20 protein-coding genes are annotated in these 21,425 nt (G+C 37.7%); 10 read left to right on the top strand and 10 right to left on the bottom strand.

Translation table 11 applies throughout. The features are described from left to right. Positions 1-32 precede the first annotated feature (32 nt). The 4 genes from MSBR3_RS15000 to MSBR3_RS14985 all read right to left on the bottom strand — a co-directional run bounded on the left by MSBR3_RS15000 (position 33) and on the right by MSBR3_RS14985 (position 3,803). Positions 33-1,070, bottom strand: a complete 1,038-nt coding sequence (locus tag MSBR3_RS15000; protein ID WP_048109006.1) for an adenine nucleotide alpha hydrolase family protein — start codon at positions 1,068-1,070, stop codon at positions 33-35. After that, entirely contained in the window at positions 1,051-2,529 is a 1,479-nt protein-coding gene (locus tag MSBR3_RS14995; protein WP_048109005.1) for a class I adenylate-forming enzyme family protein, read from the bottom strand. Before MSBR3_RS14995 ends, MSBR3_RS15000 begins: the two co-directional genes overlap by 20 nt. A 6-nt stretch (positions 2,530-2,535) precedes the next feature. Further along, positions 2,536-2,781, bottom strand: a complete 246-nt coding sequence (locus MSBR3_RS14990; RefSeq protein ID WP_048109004.1) for an acyl carrier protein — start codon at positions 2,779-2,781, stop codon at positions 2,536-2,538. 335 nt (positions 2,782-3,116) lie between these two features. Continuing rightward, on the bottom strand, positions 3,117-3,803 hold the full coding sequence (locus MSBR3_RS14985; RefSeq protein ID WP_048109003.1) for a 4'-phosphopantetheinyl transferase family protein: 687 nt from the start codon (positions 3,801-3,803) through the stop codon (positions 3,117-3,119). A 572-nt stretch (positions 3,804-4,375) separates the two neighbouring features. Between MSBR3_RS14985 and MSBR3_RS14980 the strand changes: the two genes are divergently transcribed. The 6 genes from MSBR3_RS14980 (at position 4,376) to MSBR3_RS14955 (ending at position 10,312) form a co-directional block, all read left to right on the top strand. Continuing rightward, on the top strand, positions 4,376-4,645 hold the full coding sequence (locus MSBR3_RS14980) for a DUF2551 domain-containing protein (protein ID WP_048109002.1): 270 nt from the start codon (positions 4,376-4,378) through the stop codon (positions 4,643-4,645). Positions 4,646-5,536: 891 nt separating this feature from the next. Beyond that, positions 5,537-6,463: a polyprenyl diphosphate synthase gene (gene uppS / locus MSBR3_RS14975; protein WP_048110602.1), complete on the top strand. Its 927-nt coding sequence runs from the start codon at positions 5,537-5,539 to the stop codon at positions 6,461-6,463. 489 nt (positions 6,464-6,952) lie between these two features. Continuing rightward, positions 6,953-7,117: a hypothetical protein gene (locus MSBR3_RS20755; RefSeq protein WP_196296962.1), complete on the top strand. Its 165-nt coding sequence runs from the start codon at positions 6,953-6,955 to the stop codon at positions 7,115-7,117. Positions 7,118-7,214: 97 nt separating this feature from the next. Then, positions 7,215-9,230 carry a thioredoxin domain-containing protein gene (locus tag MSBR3_RS14965; RefSeq protein ID WP_394297715.1) on the top strand — a complete coding sequence of 672 codons (2,016 nt, stop codon included), beginning with the start codon at positions 7,215-7,217 and terminating at the stop codon, positions 9,228-9,230. 62 nt (positions 9,231-9,292) lie between these two features. Next, a complete protein-coding gene (locus tag MSBR3_RS14960; RefSeq protein ID WP_048110601.1) occupies positions 9,293-9,523 on the top strand; it encodes a cytochrome b5 domain-containing protein in 231 nt (76 codons plus the stop codon). 240 nt (positions 9,524-9,763) lie between these two features. Continuing rightward, complete coding sequence (locus tag MSBR3_RS14955; protein ID WP_048108999.1) at positions 9,764-10,312, top strand: adenylate kinase family protein; 549 nt, start codon at positions 9,764-9,766, stop codon at positions 10,310-10,312. A 144-nt stretch (positions 10,313-10,456) separates the two neighbouring features. On the opposite strand, the gene MSBR3_RS19575 is transcribed toward MSBR3_RS14955, so the two are convergent. From MSBR3_RS19575 to MSBR3_RS14930, 5 genes are all read right to left on the bottom strand, one after another. Beyond that, complete coding sequence (locus MSBR3_RS19575) at positions 10,457-10,834, bottom strand: Ig-like domain-containing protein (protein ID WP_080942323.1); 378 nt, start codon at positions 10,832-10,834, stop codon at positions 10,457-10,459. Positions 10,835-11,750: 916 nt separating this feature from the next. Continuing rightward, positions 11,751-12,272, bottom strand: coding sequence for a nicotinamide-nucleotide adenylyltransferase (locus MSBR3_RS14950; RefSeq protein WP_048108998.1), 522 nt, complete (start codon positions 12,270-12,272; stop codon positions 11,751-11,753). A 51-nt stretch (positions 12,273-12,323) separates the two neighbouring features. Beyond that, on the bottom strand, positions 12,324-13,364 hold the full coding sequence (gene fpoF, locus MSBR3_RS14945; RefSeq protein ID WP_048108997.1) for a F420H2 dehydrogenase subunit FpoF: 1,041 nt from the start codon (positions 13,362-13,364) through the stop codon (positions 12,324-12,326). Positions 13,365-13,458: 94 nt separating this feature from the next. After that, positions 13,459-14,445 carry a 5,10-methylenetetrahydromethanopterin reductase gene (mer, locus tag MSBR3_RS14940; RefSeq protein ID WP_048108996.1) on the bottom strand — a complete coding sequence of 329 codons (987 nt, stop codon included), beginning with the start codon at positions 14,443-14,445 and terminating at the stop codon, positions 13,459-13,461. A 932-nt stretch (positions 14,446-15,377) separates the two neighbouring features. After that, a complete protein-coding gene (locus MSBR3_RS14930) occupies positions 15,378-16,283 on the bottom strand; it encodes a TolB family protein (protein ID WP_048108994.1) in 906 nt (301 codons plus the stop codon). A 1,192-nt stretch (positions 16,284-17,475) separates the two neighbouring features. Between MSBR3_RS14930 and MSBR3_RS14925 the strand changes: the two genes are divergently transcribed. Further along, on the top strand, positions 17,476-18,372 hold the full coding sequence (locus MSBR3_RS14925; protein ID WP_048108993.1) for a right-handed parallel beta-helix repeat-containing protein: 897 nt from the start codon (positions 17,476-17,478) through the stop codon (positions 18,370-18,372). Between the two features lie 144 nt (positions 18,373-18,516). On the opposite strand, the gene MSBR3_RS21535 is transcribed toward MSBR3_RS14925, so the two are convergent. After that, positions 18,517-18,642 carry a hypothetical protein gene (locus MSBR3_RS21535; RefSeq protein WP_268989094.1) on the bottom strand — a complete coding sequence of 42 codons (126 nt, stop codon included), beginning with the start codon at positions 18,640-18,642 and terminating at the stop codon, positions 18,517-18,519. A 426-nt stretch (positions 18,643-19,068) separates the two neighbouring features. Between MSBR3_RS21535 and MSBR3_RS14920 the strand changes: the two genes are divergently transcribed. From MSBR3_RS14920 to MSBR3_RS14910, 3 genes are all read left to right on the top strand, one after another. Next, on the top strand, positions 19,069-19,752 hold the full coding sequence (locus MSBR3_RS14920; protein ID WP_048108992.1) for a flavodoxin family protein: 684 nt from the start codon (positions 19,069-19,071) through the stop codon (positions 19,750-19,752). Between the two features lie 95 nt (positions 19,753-19,847). Beyond that, positions 19,848-20,483, top strand: a complete 636-nt coding sequence (gene afpA / locus MSBR3_RS14915; protein WP_048108991.1) for an archaeoflavoprotein AfpA — start codon at positions 19,848-19,850, stop codon at positions 20,481-20,483. Positions 20,484-20,528: 45 nt separating this feature from the next. Beyond that, positions 20,529-21,035, top strand: a complete 507-nt coding sequence (locus tag MSBR3_RS14910) for a ferritin family protein (protein WP_048108990.1) — start codon at positions 20,529-20,531, stop codon at positions 21,033-21,035. Positions 21,036-21,425 lie beyond the last annotated feature (390 nt).

Here is a 21,425-nt window from a genome sequence, read left to right as displayed (position 1 = left end):
TACCTAATATGGTTAAGCTCTTTATCTAAGAATCAAAATTTAACGATTATTTTTTGTGAGCTCTTTACTTTCAAATTAAGCTTTCTTGCAGCCTCTTCTATCAATGGCTGTGACAGTTTTTGATTAATTTTTTCAAGTCCCTCTTCTCTTGACATTTCACCGCTTCGGACAAGCCCTGCTACGTCAAAGGCATATGGATGAAACCCGTACTTCTCCAGATGGTTGTAACAGGCAAAAGAGTTCAATGTACAGTTGGTTGAATTGCTGTCATTGATTCCCGGAAGTTCCCACCCGATTTCAAGCAGGGTCTCAAGTACTTTATCTTCGTTGTAATCCCAGAGACATAGAGGGTGCAGTATACTCGGAACATTTTCACCTACGTTATCAAGAACCTCTTTTTTTAGGAGAAAGATTTCGTCCTTGTCCTCTACGCCTATTTTCCGAAGTTGTTTCTCAAATAAGTCTCTGGACCACTGAATAAAATTAACTGATAAGTTGATTATTGGATTAGGAGACTGTCCAGATGTAAAGGCAAATATTACGAAAGGCGCTTTTTGAAGTATTGCCTGCTCTATTAACTTCTGTTTAATGATAGTGATGCAAACGTTGCATATGTCACTGGCTCGATATTTAGCGAATTTCGGAAACGCATCATAAGACTCTGCAGCTTTTCGAAATGTATCATACAAGATTTCCTTTTCCATTGTCAACTGGAAATAATCGCATCCTGTGGTCTTGCATATTTTTTTTGCGTTCATTATTGCGTTTTCGGAAGTAAACCCGTTATCGAACTGTACAGCAAGTATCCTGAGGAAAGGATAGTCTTTTTTGAGTTTGTAGAGTGTGTACGATGAATCTTTCCCACCGGAAAGTGCATAAATTACATCGTAGTTACCTTTTCCTCCGTGCTGTTCAAAAAGTTCTTCAATTCTGGCCAGATAATTCTTTTTTTCCTGTGAACTAAGGGGAGTAAATGTTTCACAGAAGTGACAGAGGCCAGTGTCCCCATTAATTTGTATACCTGGAATCTCGGAATCCAGAACACACTTTTTACATACTAGCTTTGACATGCTTGTATTCCTCTATAATGGATCTATTGGATATTTTCCCGTTTTCACTCAAGGGAAGGTGATCAATGAATAGTATTTCTCTTGGACACAGGTAACCTGGCAGGCTTTTTCGGCAGAATGTAAACAACTTTTCAATTTCTGTCCCTTCCGCAGGTATGACCATGAGGCTAATTGCAGTTCCCATAAGTTCATGGTGCACAGGTACGACAAAAACCCTTGATACTTCATTGTTTTCCTCTATGTTTCTCTCAATTTCTCTTGGGTTAACGCGATGATCACCGATTTTTATAAGATCATCCTTGCGTCCTAGCAGTCTGATATATCCATTGGGCAATTTCTGTGCGAGATCGCCGGTATGCAACCACCCATTTATAATTCTCTTTTCCGTGGCGATTTCATCGTCCAGATATCCCAGCATAATATTGTCTCCTGTAGCAACCAGTTCGCCCGTGATGCCAGGCTTTACTGGCCTGTACTCAGAATCAAAGACATCCAGTATAACCCCTGGAATTGCTTTTCCTATAGTGTCAACAAACCCGTCCACATCTTCTGCTGGCAAGTAGGCAAGCCTTGCCGTAGCTTCAGTCTGCCCGTACATAGGAAGAATCTCTATATCGGGAGCTAACTCCCTCATCTCTTTTACAATAGACCGATCCATCCCCCCACCTGCCGATGCAGCCGTTCTTACATTTGAAAAGTCCTTTCTAAACCTCTCCATATACCGAAGGAGTATACGGTAGGTGCTGGGCACTCCATAGAATATGGACACATCTGACCCTATAAGGTTGAAAACCGAATCTATAAAATTCATATTTCCAATTCTGACCGAGCTACCAGCCATTAGATGGGAGTTAATTATGGAGTTCCCAAAAGCATGATGCGGGGATATTACCAGTGCCCCTTTGTCTCTGGAACTTATCCCAAGCACCTTTATTATTGACTCTGCATTTGCTACCAGATTTTTGTCACTTAACATAACTCCTTTTGGGGTGCCTGTCGTACCTGAGGTGTAAAGAACTAGCCGTAATTCCGGATTATTCGTTTCTGTTTCAATCTTCTTGCGCAAAAATTCTCCGGAATTATTACCGGAAATAATTATCACAGTTCCAAAACGCTCAAAAAAGTCCTCTCCAAACCTTGAGTACTGTGTATCGGTTGTGATGATATTGTTGATATGACCAGTATAAAGGATTTTTTCAAGACTGAATTTAGGAAATTCTATTGGTAGAGGGACTGCAATATTTTTAGATCGATACACTGCCATGAGAACTTTCACATATAGCATGCCTGATTCTGCCAGTATTGCAAACCTGCAGTGTTTGAAATCATCTAATGTTAAAACAATAGTATTTATATCATTGTCAAGGCAGCTATAGGAAACTGAGTTTTTACCCTCTTCCAGGGCAATGTTTTGAGGAGTTTTTCTGGCGTACTCAGTGATATACGCATCAATTCGCATATCTTTTCACTTCGCCAGTTTTGTTATCATATTAGTAATTCCCTGTAACGAATCAAAATTTTCCGGTGTCAGCATATCTTCAGGAATCTCTATAGAATATTTCTCACAGATATAGTCCATAAGTTCAAGTAGTCCAATGGAATCTATAATGCCATTTTGAGTGAGAGAATCGTTATCCTTCAAACTACTACCATTGTCCATGAAAGAATTAGCTTTTAAATAATCTACTATATCATTCTTTATTTGTTCCATCTATTATTACCCCCAAAGTTTTCGTTCAGTGGACCAATAATCATAAATAATGCATTTCTGCTCATAATGACGTGAGTCCTCAGTGATAATTACGTAATCCAACTATATAAATAATTTGAGCCACTTATTGGCTGACAAAGCCCTATTTAAGACGAAATATGAGTGAAAATCGATCGCATGTATTCTAATGTATTATATGGCCTAATTTCTTTAACCTATTAAAATATATATTCAGTGTGTCATCCCACAATCGGGGATTCATACGTGTACGAATCAGCCTGAATAAAACAGAAATAGATGCATAACTTTAAACTTCAGATTTCATCGAAAAATCTTCAATCCCAATTACATTCGATTTTTTGAAGACGATTTATAATGGTGACGTATGATCTCTGAGAAGTAACGATAGAGATTAAGTATTTGTTGTCCAAAATGTAAGTTGAATAGTTAACGCTATTGAGATCCAGTTCCTTATTAAAAACAAGATGCATCTTTTTATTTGAAAACTTGGAATAAGATTCTTTTAAAGTCCATATTTTTAAAAGATCGGTTTCACCTGCAGTTTCATCCACAAGTGAAGTTTCTTTATGGAAGTTTTTAAAAGTACTTTTAAGAGCTAGTTTTCTAGCAAGTTCAATATCAATACCAACGTCAACCTTTGAGATTGCAAGGACTGCAAGGCTTTCGGTATACGATATACAAATGCGTAGTTCATTGTGATTAAGGACGCAGACTTTCCCAAATTCGTTTTTGTATGTGAATATTTCAGAGGCTGATTGCTCATTAGCAATCTTGCATATTATGTGTTTTAAAACCGTTCTGGAGACAATATATCTTTTCTTAAAGTAACTTGTCTGTAACCTCTCAAGATATTTTAATTCTATCTTGCTGAGGTAACTTGTACTAAACGTGTCATAGTTATCCAGGTCAACAAGAAAAATAAGAATATCGCTCTGTTGCCACAGGTAAGGTACATATTCAAGAGAAATGGGAAAAGGCAATTTTAAGTACTCATTGCACATGCAGTCCACTTACGTATTTTATGTTTAGTATATTCCATGCTTTTTATTATTGGAAATTTGCTGAGCAAGGGTATGAAAGCCGGATCAAGAAAAATTCCTGCCTTGCCTGAGCTTTTACGGTAATAATCTCAAAAATTGCAGATATCTGACTCAGCTGTAGTGTTTCTACTTCCTATGCGATGTATCCTTGTTGTTTAACTCTTTATAGCTAAGTTTCATATATACTACTTCTACTTCTTTAACATATTTTATAACTCTCAAATTTCCTTAAGCACTGAGATCAGAGGACTTTAACTTATGAATAACGTGGATCATTTATCGCCATTGACAGTATGCTGAAACTTATGCGTTGGTATTAAATTTATAACTTATATTAATAATTAAAAAAAGCAATCCTAAAATATATAAACGATAAGGATATAGGGTATTCGTTTCTTAGCGCCTCTACTCAGAGGTCGCATACTTTTTATAACTAAAAGAATAGTGAGCAATATAATGCTAAAGCAACATAATTCAATCATTAACTGAGGTGTCCGAAACTGCAAACTGCGGAAGAAAGGGTAAGAGCGAGATTGATTAAGTATCTCGGCAGGGATGAAAACGGGATACGCAAGGTTGTGCTCAATCTCTTCCTGACCGGAGACAAGTTCACCACCGGTGAAGTTTACGATTACCTGGATAAAGGAAATTTTGAGGTAAGCTACCGGGGAGTGTCGGCTATGGTCGGGCTTATGAACACAAGGCTTGGAATTCTGAGCATAAATGTTACTGGAGATCACAACGTCTATTCCCTGAAAGAAAGTTATAAAAACATTGTTGGCTCTGTGCTTGAAAACTACTGAGCCACTCTTCTTGCTATCTGTTTTTGGGTAAAAATCTTGAAGTTGCTTATTGATTCTGCTAAAGCAGCGAAGAGAGCGGAGTGATTAAAGACTTTGAATCTTGCTTCGAGGTACCCTGATTTACTTCAAGTAAAAACTGGGAACATTGGAGAGCTAAATATTTCCAAAATTTAGCTCGATAAGCGAGATATAGCGCATACAGTTTTTATTTCTGATAGAGTCTCGGTCTAATAACTACTCCCAAAACTCAGTTTTATTCTTGATATAATAATCATCCTATAATTATCATCATATATAATCATCAGGAGTATTTTTATGATCGCAATTTAGATCGGCCATTTAAGATATGAGATATAAAGACGCTTTAAAATATGAAATATGGAGACGCAAGTTTTCAGTTTTTTAATAATTGTTGTATATATTATTGATACTGTGGTACTTTTTCATTCGAGTTTTTACCCATTCTTTACTCATATCTTTTTTATATGAGTTGAATATATTTTGTTGTTTATTATATTAATTGTTATATTCGGAATGCTCTTACTAGTTAAAAACATATGCATAAGCCTTTCTCTACATTTTCCTTAAATAAGATGGACATACTTGTTTTTTCAGAATTAATCGTTGAATTAATCCCAAAATTCAAAATTATTTCTCTGAGCATCAGATCTCGATTTTCTGATCCCGAAAATAGTTTTGAGGTTTTTATTAATTTGAGGGTAAAACATTTTCTAGATAGACTCGACAGATAGGATTTTTAAGCAGAAGAGATATTAATATCCTGGACAACAGAGATATTAAGCTCTATTGAAAACTTACGCGGACATTTCTTACATCTGGATATCTTCAGGAGGAAAATTCATTAAAAAATTAAGTATTTTGCCTAAGAGCATGGGAATCTTTCGAGCAGGACTCCGTTTTTTGAAAAACCGTATATTTAGTATATTTTATCACGAGTATGAGAGAAGACTCCAGATAAAGATTTTAAATTCAGAAATTCCGCATCACATAGCTGTTATTATGGATGGGAACCGCAGGTATGCGGGGCAGCTGGGAAAAGATCGAAGTTTCGGGCATGCAATGGGGGGAGAAGTTATAGAAAAGGTAATTGAGTGGTGTTATGAGATCGGGGTAAAGCAGCTTACTCTCTATGCTTTTTCTACGGAAAATTTTCGGCGCTCTGAAGAGGAAGTCGACGGTATCTTCAACCTCATTAACGAAAAATTCCTGAAACTTTACTCTGATTCAAGGACATATGAAAAAGAGACACAGGTTCGTGTTATAGGAGATAGGTCAAAATTACCTTCTTTTCTTAATGAGTCAATTGAAAAAATAGAGAAAGCTACGGAAAATTATGGAAAGTTTTATCTGAATGTTGCCATTGCCTATGGAGGCAGGCAGGATATTATTCAGGCCGTCCGCGATATTGCAGGCTGTATTTCCAGCGGGAAACTCTCTATTGGGGAAGTGGATGAGAGTCTCATTTCAAAACATCTTTATCCTGCCCCAGGGGTCTCTGTTCCAAATGTGGATCTTGTCATACGCACCGGTGGAGATGAAAGGATTTCAAATTTCCTTTCCTGGCAGGCTAACGGAAGTGAATGTGCAGCTTACTTCTGTGCTCCTTTCTGGCCAGAATTCCGAAAAATCGATCTTCTTCGCTCAATCAGGGTATATCAAGCCAGAGATGCCGAAAAAAAGCAGGAGCAATCATATAGAGTCTTAAAAGTTGTAAATTTCCTGGAAGTAGGAGCTCGTGAAGAAAAAGGTGAAGATCTCGGACAGCTTCAATCAATTAAAAAGCAAGGAGTCTCCTGAAATACTTAGCAAATTGTAGATGTATGGAAAATGACCCGAAATAGTGCTTCGTCGTTTAAATAACTTTTTCTAAACTAAAATGCGGGAACCTAAAATGAAACGAATATCCACGTTTCAGAATTTTCCTGCCAATACTACTTCTAAAACAGCCTTTCTTACCTGTTTATATATAAAAATAATCTCTCAGAATACCGATATATTGATATTCAGGAGATGAATATCTAAAGTGGGGAAATTTGCTGTACTTAATTTTTTATTTAAAAGCTTAGCGAGAGCTTAAAAGATATCATTTTGGGGATAAATTAAATCCACTCCAGAGTTGGTCATTCATTTAGAACAAAATCTATGGAGATCGGTGTTTAGATTAGGGGAGTTAGAATGGATATTACTAGCGAGTTAAATCTGCAATCCTATAAGACTTATTTTCAGAGAGTCTGGAAATCGGGACATACCAGATGTGTAAATTTGGGGCAAGGCCATCCTTTGTACTTGTTAAAATTACCGGAAACTAAGATCATCAGAGACATGGAAACTGCGATTTCATCTCTTTTGGGTGTGCAGGCAGAAATAGCTGTCAGGACCCTAAGGAAAGAAATAGGAATAACCAAAGTCCTTAAAAGCAGAATGTTTGCCTGGCAAGAAATAAAAATTTGAAGAGGCTGGAGGGATTTTACTGGGAGAAAATTATAAAAAACCTAACCGCCTGATAAATGAAAAGAGTCCGTATCTCCTCCAGCATGCGTATAATCCTGTGGACTGGTACCCATGGGGAGAAGAAGCTTTTGAGAAAGCCAAAAAAGAAAACAAACCTATTTTTCTGTCAATTGGATATTCCACCTGCCACTGGTGTCACGTAATGGCACATGAGTCTTTTGAGGATGAAGAGGTAGCAAGACTCATGAACAGGGCTTTTGTTTGCATAAAAGTAGACCGGGAAGAAAGACCTGATATTGACAATGTTTACATGACGGTCTGCCAGGTTATTCTTGGAAGAGGCGGCTGGCCTCTTAATATTATTATGACCCCAAATAGGAAGCCATTTTTTGCAGGAACCTATATCCCCAAAAATTCCCGTTTTAGCCAGACAGGGATGCTCGAACTCGTACCCAGAATAGAGGAAATCTGGGACAGGCAGCATGGAGAAGTCCTTGAGTCGGCTGAAAAAATCACGTCTACTATACAGAATATGATCTCAGAGTCAGCAGGAGAGAGTATAGGGGAATCAATATTGCAGGAGGCTTATGAAGAACTACTGATATCTTTTGATAATGAATACGGAGGTTTCGAAAGAGCTCCCAAATTTCCAACTCCACATAAAACTTTCTTTTTACTTCGCTATTGGAGGCGCAGTGGAAACCCTGAAGCTCTTCATATGGTTGAGTATTCTCTGGAAAATATGTACCGGGGAGGAATTTACGACCACCTTGGTTCGGGTTTTCACCGTTACTCAACAGATAATATGTGGATTGTTCCCCATTTTGAAAAGATGTTATATGATCAGGCTCTTACTGCAACTGCATATACAGAAATTTACCAAGTTACCGGCAAGAGACTGTATAAAGAAGCAGCAGAGGGAATTCTTGACTATGTGTTAAGAGACCTGACATCTCAAGAAGGTGGATTTTATTGTGGGGAAGATGCTGATGTTGAAGGAGAGGAAGGAAAATACTATCTATGGACTTTAGAAGAAGTCCAAAGGATTCTTAGTCCTGAAGAGTCCGAACTGATAACAAAAGTATTTAATTTCAGTGAAGGAGGTAACTTTGAAGAAGAAATAAGAGGTAAAAAAATCGGTACTAACATTTTTTATATGTCTCGTTCTCTTGAAACCTTAGCTGCTGAAATGAATATTCCTGTTGACGAAGTCGAGAGTCGGATAAAAATAGCTAAAGAAAAACTCCTATCAGCTCGGAACAAACGTAAAAGACCTGAAAAGGACGACAAGATTCTAACTGATTGGAACGGACTTATGATTGCAGCTTTTGCAAGAGGTTTCCAGACCTTTGGTGAGGAGAAATATCTGAAAGCTGCCGAAAAAGCCGCCGATTTAATCCTCCGGAGACTCTACAGTCCCGATAGACGACTGCTTCACCGATATCGAGACGGTAAATCCGGCATCTCCGGAAATGCCGACGACTACGCATTCCTGATCCATGGACTTATCGAGCTTTACGAGGCTGGATTTAAACTGAAATATCTTAAAGCAGCTCTTTGTCTCAATAGAGAATTTCTCGAGCACTTCTGGGACCCCGTTCAGGGGGGTTTCTTTTTTACTGCTGATGACAGTGAATCACTTATTTTCAGGAAAAAAGAGTTTGCGGACGCAGCCATACCCTCAGGAAATTCTATTGAGATGCTGAATCTTCTTAGACTTTCCAGAATTACTGCAGATTCGGAACTGGAAGATAGGGCTCAAGGGTTGGAACGCGCTTTTTCAAAACTCGTCAGAAAAATGCCCTCGGGGTATACGCAGTTTTTGTCAGCGCTTGACTTTGGCCTGGGTCCGGCTTATCAAGTGGTAATTTCCGGAAAACACGAGTCTCCGGACACTGGACACATGCTTGATGAACTCTGGACTTATTTCATTCCTAATAAAGTGCTGATTTTCAGACCTGAAGGAAAGGACCCTGAAATTGCAAAGCTGGCAAAGTATACGAAAGAACAGGTTCCTATCGAGGGAAAAGCTACTGCGTACGTTTGCCAGAACTATCAATGTCAGCTTCCTACTACTGAGGTCAATGAGATGTTAAGACTGTTAAATATATGATTATAATTAAAACTGAAGACTTTAGTCAAATGAGCTATAAATTTAAAGTGGAGAAATGGAAAATGAAAGAATACACACTTGAAGAACTCGCAGAGTATAACGGTAAAAATGGTAAGATATACGTTGCCTATCAGGGCCAGGTCTATGATGTATCAGACAGTTACTTATGGGAGGATGGTATCCACCAGGGACTGCATGATGCAGGAAAGGACCTTACCGAAGAAATGGACGAAGCACCTCATGGGCCTGAAATATTTAAGGATTTTCCTGTTATCGGGATTTTGAAAGAATAAAACGGTTTGGACTGGATAAATATATCTGGATTGGAAATATGTCATTGAGTTGTTTGCCTGAAATGTATAAAACCGTCACATCAAAAGGTGTCACATCAAAATGTATCATATCAACAGGTGTCACATCAAAAGGTATCACATCGTGAAAACTTAGACTTATGTGTTATGTGAAAAAATACTTTTCCGAATAACTTTTAGGGTTGCATTAAGTATAATTGATATAAATCCATTCTTTTTTCCATGTTAATAGGACTCACAGGTACACCGGGGACTGGAAAAACCTCAGTAAGTAAGTTTCTTGAGAGTAAAAGGCACTGGAAAGTAATCCACCTTAATGAAGTGATCAAAGAAGAGCATCTCTACACCGAGATTGATGAGGAAAGGGATGCGGTTATTGCGGATATGGAACTTGTCAGTCAGTATCTTGAAGAGATTACTGGTGGAAGAGGAAATGATGTAATAATTCTTGAGAGTCACCTTGCCCATTATATCACGGATATCGTGATCGTACTCAGGCTGTACCCTCCCGAATTGAAAATAAGGCTGGAAGCACGTGGCTATTCGGAAGAGAAAATAAGAGAAAATGTTGAGGCTGAAGCTCTTGATGTGATCCTTATTGAAGCCTTTGAATGGTGTAAGAAAGTTTTTGAGATAAATACGACAGGGAAAAACATTGAAGAGACAGGACAGCATATAGAAAAAATAATAGATTGTATTTTAAGTGGCAGTGAAGAAGAATTGTCAGAATATAGACCCGGATCAATTGATTGGATTGATCTTGTTCCTTAATTGTTCTTGAACTCAATTCTTTCTGAATTAAAAAGAGAAGGAAATTGGTAAGGGATATGGGGAATATATCCCCGGAAGATTAAAACTTCCTTTTCCCTTAAATTGCTCAGTTACAACAACAGGACAAAAGTCCGAGGGACATTTTTAGCATTTGACTGCAATCGTAACAGTTGCGCAATCGGTTTTTCCATCCTTACCTTTTATACAGTATTTAAAACTGTCAGTGCAAGATTTTTTGCAACTTGCTGGCTTTGTGTAGCAGAATTTACCGTTACTCTGCATACAGACCTTGCCGCCCAGTTTTGTAGTAAAACATCCTGTAGATGTAACTTTAAGGTTGCATCCTTTGTCATTACTTAGCACGTTATAGCAACAAGATTTACATTTACAATTAAATGTATCGTTTCTTGCATCGGTTTTGCATTTGTTGCACGATGTACTGCATGCGGCTGCTCCTGTCATTGACAGGACAAAGAAAACTAATGTGAAAATACATACTGTCTTGAATAACGTTCTTTGCATTTTATATCCTCCATAGTATACACTCAATCACAAAAATTTTAAAAATTATTGGTTTTTAAATCCGATTTTCACTGGCAATGAAAATATACTCTTCTGGATTAAACCCCCCGATTTATCAGGAGATATATTTTCATATGATTGAGTGAATTTTCTACGTTATTTCTCACCAAACAGTGTAAGTTTAAACACACTATTGGTGTTTTTATGTACTCTAACTTCTTCGAAAACACAGGTTTTTTCTAACGTGTTCATTAGTTATATCGGTTGCAGCAATTAACCTGAGACGTTATTTGAAGGTTAAAAGTTGAAACACAGTATAACAAAAACACATAGAAAATGTCTCTCACCTGTATGAAAAAGTTTTAAGAGTTCACACATGAAAATAGTACTTTCTTTTATAAGAAATTTTCTCTTAGAGATATCTATTATAGTTAATCGCGTCCACTTCTTTAAAAAATATTAAACTGTTGTGCCCTACATAACAAGAGTAAAACACCATTTGTAGATAATTAAAAAACTCAAAACTAGTCTCACTCGGAGATAGATCTAAAAATTTCAAGAACATCTTATACTTAGATTCAGGTCTCATTTTTAGAAAATTAAAAACAAACTAAATGGTAAAAGAAATTATAAAAAACAGAGGAAAATATAATAAAGGCTGGAATAAGAGAAAGAAAAATAAGAACAGTAAAAAATAAAACGCAAAAATAAACAAGAACAGTAAAAAATAAAACGCAAAAATAAACAAGAACAGTAAAAAATAAAACGTAAAGATAAGCAAAAACAGTAAAAAATAAAATGTAAAGAAAAATAAGAGCAAAAAGCACTAAATGTAAAAAACAATAATTAAAGAAAAGCTATGTTCAGTGAAAAATATTTTAAAATAGTTATACAACTAGCATAAAAGTAATCACTCTTATAGCGAAGAATTGTTATCGCTGGCAGAAACATTTTTCAGGCGATTTACTCCATCTATTTCCTTGATCACTTCAACGACTGACTTCGGAACAAGATGTTCCCATTTTTCCCCTGCAATCATTCGTCTCCTAATCTCCGTTCCTGAATATCTTTCCCGAATATAAAGAGGAGACTCTTTTACGCAAAAACCGGCTTCTCGAAAGAGCTGAATTACCAGCGGATTATTTGAGTACACAACTTCAAAATTCGGTGTCCGGGATGCGACGTGATGGACCCAGATGGAGTTGTACCTAACGTCTTCAATGGGGAGAACATAGTGTCGGATAGGAAGATTTTCAAGTGCATTATACACCATCAGTACTCTTTCCCCAGCCGTAAACGGGTCAGTCGGTTCGTGACTTTTCTGGGCACTTCCTATGCCTACAACCAGTTCATCAACTTCTTCCGCAATCTGCTTAATTATAGCATGGTGTCCGAAGTGATACGGTTGAAAACGTCCAATATAAAAAGCTCGCACCATTCCGAATACCTCCAATCGCATCTTGGTTATTTTTCTTAATACGTTCCGGTTTCAGACAGTTTCACTACGGATTCCTGTCTCAAAGCTTAACTCTTTGCATACTTCTTTGAAATGCTCAGCGTTATTTTTGCGCTTCGTATCAATAAGCTTTCTTACAAGCTCAAGGCCAGGCTTGGGATCTTCCATGATCTCCATTTCTTCGCGGACCATATCGAAGTACTCCTCTCCGATCTCTGTCCTTATAAAGACTGAGTTCCATCCGTCCGGAGCACCGACCGAGCCTACGGAAATATCGGCAAAGACTGAAGTGTAGTCACAACAGTGATGGCAGGGATTTCGGGCGTATTTAGCTACGTCTTTGATAGGCACGGAGTGAACCTCACCGTCACTGGTATAGACCCAGAATTTGCCTTTAGTGAACTCCATCTTCCTGACATCTTCTATCTTGACTTTCATAATCTCAGGGATTATTTTCTCAAGCATTACGTCGCGATGGAAACTTTCCATACATAGTAATCCGATGATAAGCACGATTTTTTCACTTATATTTTCCCGGATCAGCCGTGCAGAATGAGCCTGGCAGGGCACACCAACTACTGCAATTCTATCATATTTTTCAAAGGCTTCCCTGAGAGCTGCAACAACCGGGTCAGAAGTATATTTGGTTCCTCTTGTCCTCTCAACATCTTCAGCATTAGTCAATAAAACTACTTTTGGTTCCCATTTTTCGTTTCGAGTGATTCCGATTGCGCAGTCAATTTTGCCCTGCTTGAAAAGGGATTTAAGGATACCACTGGTAACTCCTCCATCCTGGCTTCCGGCATTTTCCTTGGATCTTGCGGCAAAAAACTTGCGGACATTTGCAAGCTCATTCTCGACGAAGCCGTCTACTAATGGACAGACTCTACTGCAGGTTAAACAACCTTCACAGACCAGATACCCAGCTCCTTTTTCATACAGGCTCAGATCATTCGGATCACGGATTTCTGCCGCCTTCTTTACAGTTACAGCTCCGATAGGACATACGGCTTCGCATGCTCCACAGGCTGCGCATATGTCATGTTCAATGACTTCTGCAATCTTTGGTGGCAATTCGTTACCTCCAACACCTTGATATGCTTGCCTTACTGGCAAGACATTTTAAAAATACAAAAGAAAAAACAAAAAATTATTAGATGTAATAAAATTACATCTTTGCAATGATTTCTTTACCTATAAGCTTTATTGCTTTTTCTTTGTCAGGACCGATCGGAGATCCGGCAACAATCTGGGTAACTCCGATTGCTTCGAGGTCCCTGATTCTCTTCATGCAGTCTTCAGGAGTTCCGCAGATAGAAAATGCCTCGATCATCTGGGGAGTAACAAGTCCACCCATTAAAGCGCCGAAGTCTCCCTTGGCAATGGCTGCACCTATCTGGCTCTTTGCTTCGACAGGAATTCCATGGCGCTCGAGAACTAGGTCAGGGGAACCTGCGACAATGAAAGCAACTACTACTTTTGCGGCATTGACCGCTTTTACGGGGTCCTTGTCAATTGAGAAACAAGCGTATGCTGTAACATCAACTTCGTTCGGATCACGACCGGCTTTTTCTGCTCCTTTCTTGATCTGTTCGACAGCAACTTCAAAGTCCTTAGGATGAGAAGCATTAATAAGGACACCGTCTGCGATCTCACCTGCAAGTTCAAGCATCTTGGGGCCCTGAGCACCCATGTATATAGGTACATTTCCGGCTTTGAAAGCGAGCTTAGCACCTCCGAACTTGATCATTTCCCCATCCATGGAGACCTTCTGTCCTGAAATGAAGCCTCTGATTGCCTGAATTGCCTCTTTGGTGGTTGCAAGAGGCTTTTCCCATGCAATACCCATGGCATCGAAGGTTGCTTTGTCTCCGGGTCCAAGGCCGAGAACTGCCCTACCACCTGATATCTCAGCAATTGAAGCAATGCTGGATGCAGTAATTGCGGGATTTCTGGTGTAGGAGTTTGTAACACCGGAACCGATCTTAATACTGTTAGTGTTCAGGGCAAGAACGGTAAGAGTGGAGTACACATCACGGTTGTTGTAGTGGTCAGTGATCCAGACATTGTCGAATCCCTGCTGTTCTGAGAGCTTTGCGTAATATGCGATCTTTAAGGCGGGATCGCTCGGCACAAATTCGATTCCGAACTTCATCTCAAGTTACTCCTATTACTGTATATTAGTTAAATGGGTCCGTTTTTTGTCCCCAAATTATTTTCTTTTAATAATAATAATTAATATCCGTTATAATAGACATTAATTATAACCTTATATGGTTCACATAACAGTATTTAAGAATCTATATATATTTAACTGTATTAAACGAGTTATATAATAATTATCATATTTATCTAATTTACTTATTCTTTTTCATAGCGGACTTTTCAAATCTGGATTACTCAAGAAACATGATCATATCAAGATTTACATAGTTGCACTGAGAAATCAATTGCAGTAACCATCCTAATTAATATATTACTTCTAAAATATTATGAGCTTAATGCTATTTATTTATACTTCAAATGCGTAAATCCCAGTACATTAGAAACCTTTTCAGAAATTGGCACTTGAAACTTCAGTTTTAAACTGTGTTGACTTGGACCATAAGATAGGAATTAGGATATGCTGGGTTTTCTTCAAAGAAAGGTAATCTTTCGAACTGGCAAAAGGTTTATATTGGAAAATTGCATACGGCGAAAATTCTATAACTATCGGGCGAATATTAAATGTAAATATAAAAGCAAGAAGTTGTGCATACCAAAGAGAATAAACTTGAAAAGTGATGTGGCGATTTTTCGAGATGTTCAATTTTACATTGAAAAATTCAGGGAAAGTGCTAAAGAAAAATCATTAAAACACAACAAATTTACACTCTACTTAAAAACATTGAAAAAAATATAAATGATTCTTCTTTTACGCTTTCATCTTGAAAATATAAAGCAGTGAAGTCGTTACTCTACCTTACTTATTATATTTCACGATAATACTATTTTACGTTACTACAATACTTTTTTACAATGTGTGTTTTATTTTATTTTATTTTATTTTATTTTATTTTATTTTATTTTATTTTATTTTATTTTATTTTATTTTAACATGTAGATATTGCCAGAGTCAGACCACACTATAACGTTGCCGGATATAGCTGGGGTTTGTGAAGTATTGCCAGATGTTAACTGTTTACTCTTTCCGGTATCTATATCGTATGTATATAAATCACCTGAGTCTATATTTGCAAGGTTTTTATGCTTCAGGTACACAATCTTGTTGCCGTTCATATCAGTTGAACCACCAGTATCATATCCAGTTTTGTCATTACCAGTTGTAACTTCTGTTTGTTGTCCGGTAGTAATATCATACATACGGATATTTCCCAGTCTGTTGTAGAAATCCGACCATATCACTTTGTCACCGTAAGTATGTGAAAACATATTATCACCATACTGGCTGACATCTATTACTTTTTTGGTAGTAATATCGTATACGTAAATTTGTGGAGTATCCTCGGTAGAGTAAGAGTCAAACGAGATCATGTTAGCATAAATGTCAGGATTATTTCCATCTGCTATTTTAGTCTGCGTGGAAGTGGATATATCATGCATGTAAACATAAGAATTTGCACTCCATACTATCCTGCTGCCGTAAATAGCAGGAATGCTGCTTTTGTCTACATCCTGTGTGATGTAAGTTTTTGAGGTTGTTGAGATGTCATATACAGTAAGCCTGGTGACTCCACTGCTCTCGTCAAGCCAAACTAACTTGTCTCCTGAAATCGCTGGATGAGATGCTGCGGAAGAGTTAACTGCAGTTTCTTTTTTGGTCGTCAGGTCATAAAAATGAATAACACCGTTATTTGTCCAGGTTACTTTACCATCATCGATAGCAGGCTCAGATCCACTACCTATTTTTGTAAATTGTTCGGCTGAAGTCACTGTAGATATCAGAATCAAAAATATAAGGACTAACGTCATCGAGAATAATTTTCTTTTCATTTTTACCCCACCGTATCCGTTAGCAAAGCCCTAAACTCTTCTGAGTTTATTATAACAGCACAATTCGTACGATTTTAATTTATATTTAATAGTTTGATCTACATTAACTTATAATTACTTATTAACTTATAATATTAGTTATTATATAAATAAAAGAACTATCTAACATAACTAAAAAATAGAATGAATTCTAATTTTACCTTCATATCAGTACTCATTACGTTTTACTACTTTTTTGTTTTAGTAATGGAGGGTTAGATGCTTGTGTTTTTCCAAACCGTACCTTTCTACATAGTGCCAGATGAGAAGAAGTTGAACTTGTTATACGTTGTTTATTATAAGGTATAATAACAAAGCAATAAACTGCTATATAAGGTCATGAATTTATTTATAAAACGATATCAACTAAACCAATATGGATTAAGTCAATACTCTGATAGGCTCTAAGTCAATATCAACTAAGTTAATCAATAAGTCAATATCGAAATCTATTTAATATTACGGTCTTTATTCCGAATTTTCTTTAAATAGACAAATGTCATTTTTATTATTTAATTTTAACAATTAGTTAAGTTCCTTTTATAACATTTTCTTCTCTGTTCCTTGAAAACCTCAAATTTTCTGATATAATTATATACTATATAAATTTCTTTAATATAATACCAAAAATATTTTATAATAGGATCACATAACCAGGGATGTCAACTCAGAAATTCAATAATGATGAATCAAACCTTTTTAATAAGGAGAGTTGATCTGGCTAAAGGCCGTACTAGATAAACAGATGGTACTGACCGGAGCTATTATCCTGTGGTCAGTAGCAGTTTTAATTTGTAGAAGTTGAAACTTCTAGTTTCCGACCACTTCCAATGACTAATCCCTATACGTTATTGGAGAGTGGATGCTCTGTGTGCAACGTGTCCGTCCCACTAAATCGCAGAGAACCGAATTGGATAGGTTCGAAAAATATTACGCAGACGTAATAAGAATCTGAATACCCGTATAGAGCCGACCTGATCAGGAAATTCCATTCTGGAATTTAAAATCCCTACCTGATTAGATTAGTTCGGAAAAGTAAGTATTACGAGTACGTAATATGGAATTTTGAGAATATTTGGGAAAGAAGTACTTTACCGTATGTTTTTTGATTTCACTTAAATCCCTATAAAAGATCCAACCCAAAGGTGATACGATGCAAAAAAGACGACTAGGAACCCTACTCCTGGTAGCATGCCTTATTTTAACAGCTATACCGGCTGCGTTAGGCGCTCAGAGTACAAAGGTAGTAACTGTTGCAGGAGACGGAAGTGGAGACTACAATTGTGATGGAAAAGCCGATGATGTCCAGATCAACCAGGCTCTTGAATTTGCTGCACAGAATCCGGGCACAACTGTCCACCTTAAAGGCCCGTTCACATACGATATAAGCGATTCTCTTCGGATAGGCAGCAATACCGTTCTTGAAGGAGATTCCGGTACAACGATTAAGCTTGCCAAAGGACTACCAGTCTGGGGTGGGCGTGAAAGCAGTATTTCAGAAAAGAAAGCCATGCTTATGGTTAGAGGCAGTTCTGCAAGCAGTGTTACAATAAAAAACATAGTTGTTGATGGTAGCCAGTCCGACTATTATTCCGGTGTCAGGCTCGGAACCTCCTGTTATAACATGGCGACTATAGTAAACTGTAACGGATTAACAATTCAGGATGTTACGTTCCAGAACGGATGTAATGATGCCATGCTTATCTCAAAGTCAAGCAACGTAATGATAGATTCCGTAACTGTAAACAAATGCGGACACGATGGTGTATACGCATATCACGTAAACGGCATTACAGTTAAGAATTGTACCTTTATTAACAGGACTAACTCATCCGTTCGTTTCGATTCCGTTACCGACGGGGTCATGAAAGACAATGAATGTACTACATCTGGCGGTGGATACGCAGGCCTGGAATTACAGGGAACTCTTAAAAACATAGAAGCTTCAGGTAACTATTTCCATGACTTATCTGCTCCTGCAGTAGTGCACTTAAACACAAACGAAACTGGTGTAAATATCCACGATAACAGAATTGAAAACTGTGGATAAGATATCTTCTTAATTGGAAAATTCTCAGTTCATCAACTGAGATTCAATCCAATTTATTTTCTTACAATGAGATTAGAATTAATGTAAAATCAGAATTAATGTAAAATCAGAATTAATGTAAAATCAGAATTAACATAAGATCGGTTAGACATTGGCTGTTTTCCTGTGAACTCCTGGACTTCTATAGCCTTGTACAAAGATATCTGGCTTTTTTACATCTGGATTAACAGTAACTTCTTTTAATGCTTTTCTTTGTTTGAAATCATTCATTTTGTTTGAACTGACTGTCTTGTTTGGAGTAATCTGTTTGTTTCAAACCGCATAATATCCATTTTTATTTTCTTGAGTACAGATGTCTCCGAATAAGTACTTCAAGGTATCTTATTATCTGTTTTCTGAATTATATAGGCCGACTTCTCAATAATATCTAGATAAACTTTTCGGTGAAGATACTTTCACCTATACTTATTTGGTATGATAATTCATCTTGAAAAAGGAAAAATACAATCCTCGGAGCCGGAATAATTTGCTTATTCCATTATCTGATAGTGTTTACAGAAGATCTAAGCTGTAAAGGAAAAGTTAGAATATTCAGGCATAAAATTACTCAGGCATAAAATTATTTGCCCGAACGACATACAAGCATATAGATATATTTGCTTATATACATAATTTTACTTGTAATTCGGAGGGGACATGCAAGAAACCGAAGTCAAAACGATACGGATATTAGGAATATCTGGAAGTCCCAGAAATATGGCAACCGATTTTCTAGTCCGGGAAGCGCTAAAGATTGCAGAAGGAAAATATGGCGCAGAAACCGATTACTTTTCCGCAAAAGGGAAAAAGCTGAACTTTTGCATTCATTGCGACTTCTGTATACGAACAAAGGAAGGCTGTATTCATAAGGATGATATTTCGGCTGAGCTTTATGACAAAATGATCTGGGCAGATGCCTGGATTATTGGAACTCCGGTTTATCAGGGAACATTGAGCGCTCAGACCAAAACAATAATGGATAGGTGCAGGGCTGTAGTTGCCAAAAACCCAAAGGTTTTTTTGAACAAAGTCGGAATGGGTATTGCAGACGGAGGAGACAGAGTAGGTGGACAGGAACCCGCAATCCAGACAATCCTGAACTTTTATGTAATCAACGAAATGATACCTGTGGGGGGAGGCTCTTTTGGAGCTAACCTGGGTGGGACATTCTGGTCAAAGGATAAAGGGGCAGAAGGAGTCTCTGAAGATTCCGAAGGCATGAGGAGCCTTAGAAGAACCCTAAAAAAACTTGTCCAGACAACCCGGCTTGTAAAAAATGCTTCTTCAGGAACGGAACACAAGTCCCGGCCGTCTGAAATGCAAAAAGAAGAAGGTAAATAATATAAAAATCTGGAAAATTGGATTTTCAGGATTCAGGTTAATCAGGAAGAGAAATAATTTCATGATTTGTCAGAACTATTTAAGGAGGAGTTATTTTGGTAGAATCATTAAATAAGAATATTAAGCGAATAGCATGGGGAATAACAGGTTCGGGAGACCAGATGATTGAAACCTACAGCATTCTGGTTGACATTAAAAGCCGAACAAATGTTGAGACAATGGTTTTTCTCTCTAAAGAGGGCGAGACCGTTATGAAATGGTATCATCTATGGGACAAAATCCAGAACGATTTCCCGAATTTCAAAGTCGATGCAGGCCCTAATTCTCCTTTCATTGCAGGTCCGTTGCAGATGGGATACTATGACTTTTTATTGATAGCCCCGGCGACTGCCAATACCGTAGCAAAAATCGTTTATGGGATTGCAGATACACTTGTTACAAATGCAGTTTCTCAGACTGGAAAAGGGCAAACACCCATTTTCATCTTGCCTGTAGACCAGAAAAGAGGAAGTGTAAAAACTTCTGCACCCAGTGGTAAAGCCTTTGAACTTAATATGCGCGAAGTTGATGTTCAAAACTCGGAAAAGCTTGCACAGATGGAAAATATTACGGTGCTTAAAAGTCCTTATGAGATTTATGACATATTCGGGCTTGAGCGACCTTCTGAAAACATAATCCTGAAAGTGAAAGAACGAAAGAAGAAAACTAAAGAGGAAATCAGGAAGCTCTAAGGTGGAGATATCTGAAAAGATAAGAGATAAGAGGGGGCAAAAAGTTTGACAAGTACATATCAAAGTGTAGTAGATGAAGTAAAAAACCTTAACGGAATCGAAGAAGCCATTGCTCTGGCGATCGAGAGGGAAATAGAGGCAAGAGACTTTTACCTGAGTAAAGCCGCTGTAATGGACAGGCCGAAGTTTAAGGAGCTCTATGAGTATCTGGCAAACGAAGAAGTAAAACATCTTGGCTACCTTGAAAGATATCGAGATAAAAATGAGCTACCTGTAACCATTGCGGAAGTACCTAGTGGCCAGTCTTTTACTCCTGAGTTTGATATAGGTCGCACAAAAGGTGGAGAAATTACACTTGGAGACGCGGGCATCCTTGTTGCAGCTCTGAGGCACGAGAGAAAAAGCGAGGATTTCTATTCGGAAGTCGCAAAAAGAGTTGATGACGAGAGTTTGAAAAACTTCTTCACGATGCTTGCAAGCTTTGAAAGAGGTCACTACGAGTTAATTGACCAGTTCCTGGAAGAAGTTACCAGATTCCGGATGCAGACCTGAGAACACGGACAAGCTGCAGTATATGGGTTGAAATAAATGTGGAGTTCCTGAACTCTCCAGTAGATCTGCCGATAGATGTAATTGATTGAAATGTCAGGAGCTTTCGTGGGTTTACTACTCCCTGAAAGGTTATATGAAAAATTACCACTGAGACAAAAAACCTGGAGAGCATCTTGCAGCTGCTGCAAAAAAGTATTAAATGGTTCTTTTATTCCATTCCCGCTTCCCATTTAATATTTATTTTGTTCCAACCTCTTATTTGGCGTTTTTCCTATTAGCATTCTTCATTTTTTGAAAGCCATCATGAAAGGTTTTCAGCCTCACTGGCCTTAGAGCCTGATATTTTTTGCCTGACGTCCTGCAAGAAATACTTTCACTCTGCTAGGCTGA

The sequence above is a fragment of the Methanosarcina barkeri 3 genome (genome assembly GCF_000970305.1).
GTDB classification, from domain to species: domain Archaea; phylum Halobacteriota; class Methanosarcinia; order Methanosarcinales; family Methanosarcinaceae; genus Methanosarcina; species Methanosarcina barkeri_A.
This window is presented reverse-complemented; position numbering and strand designations above follow the sequence as displayed.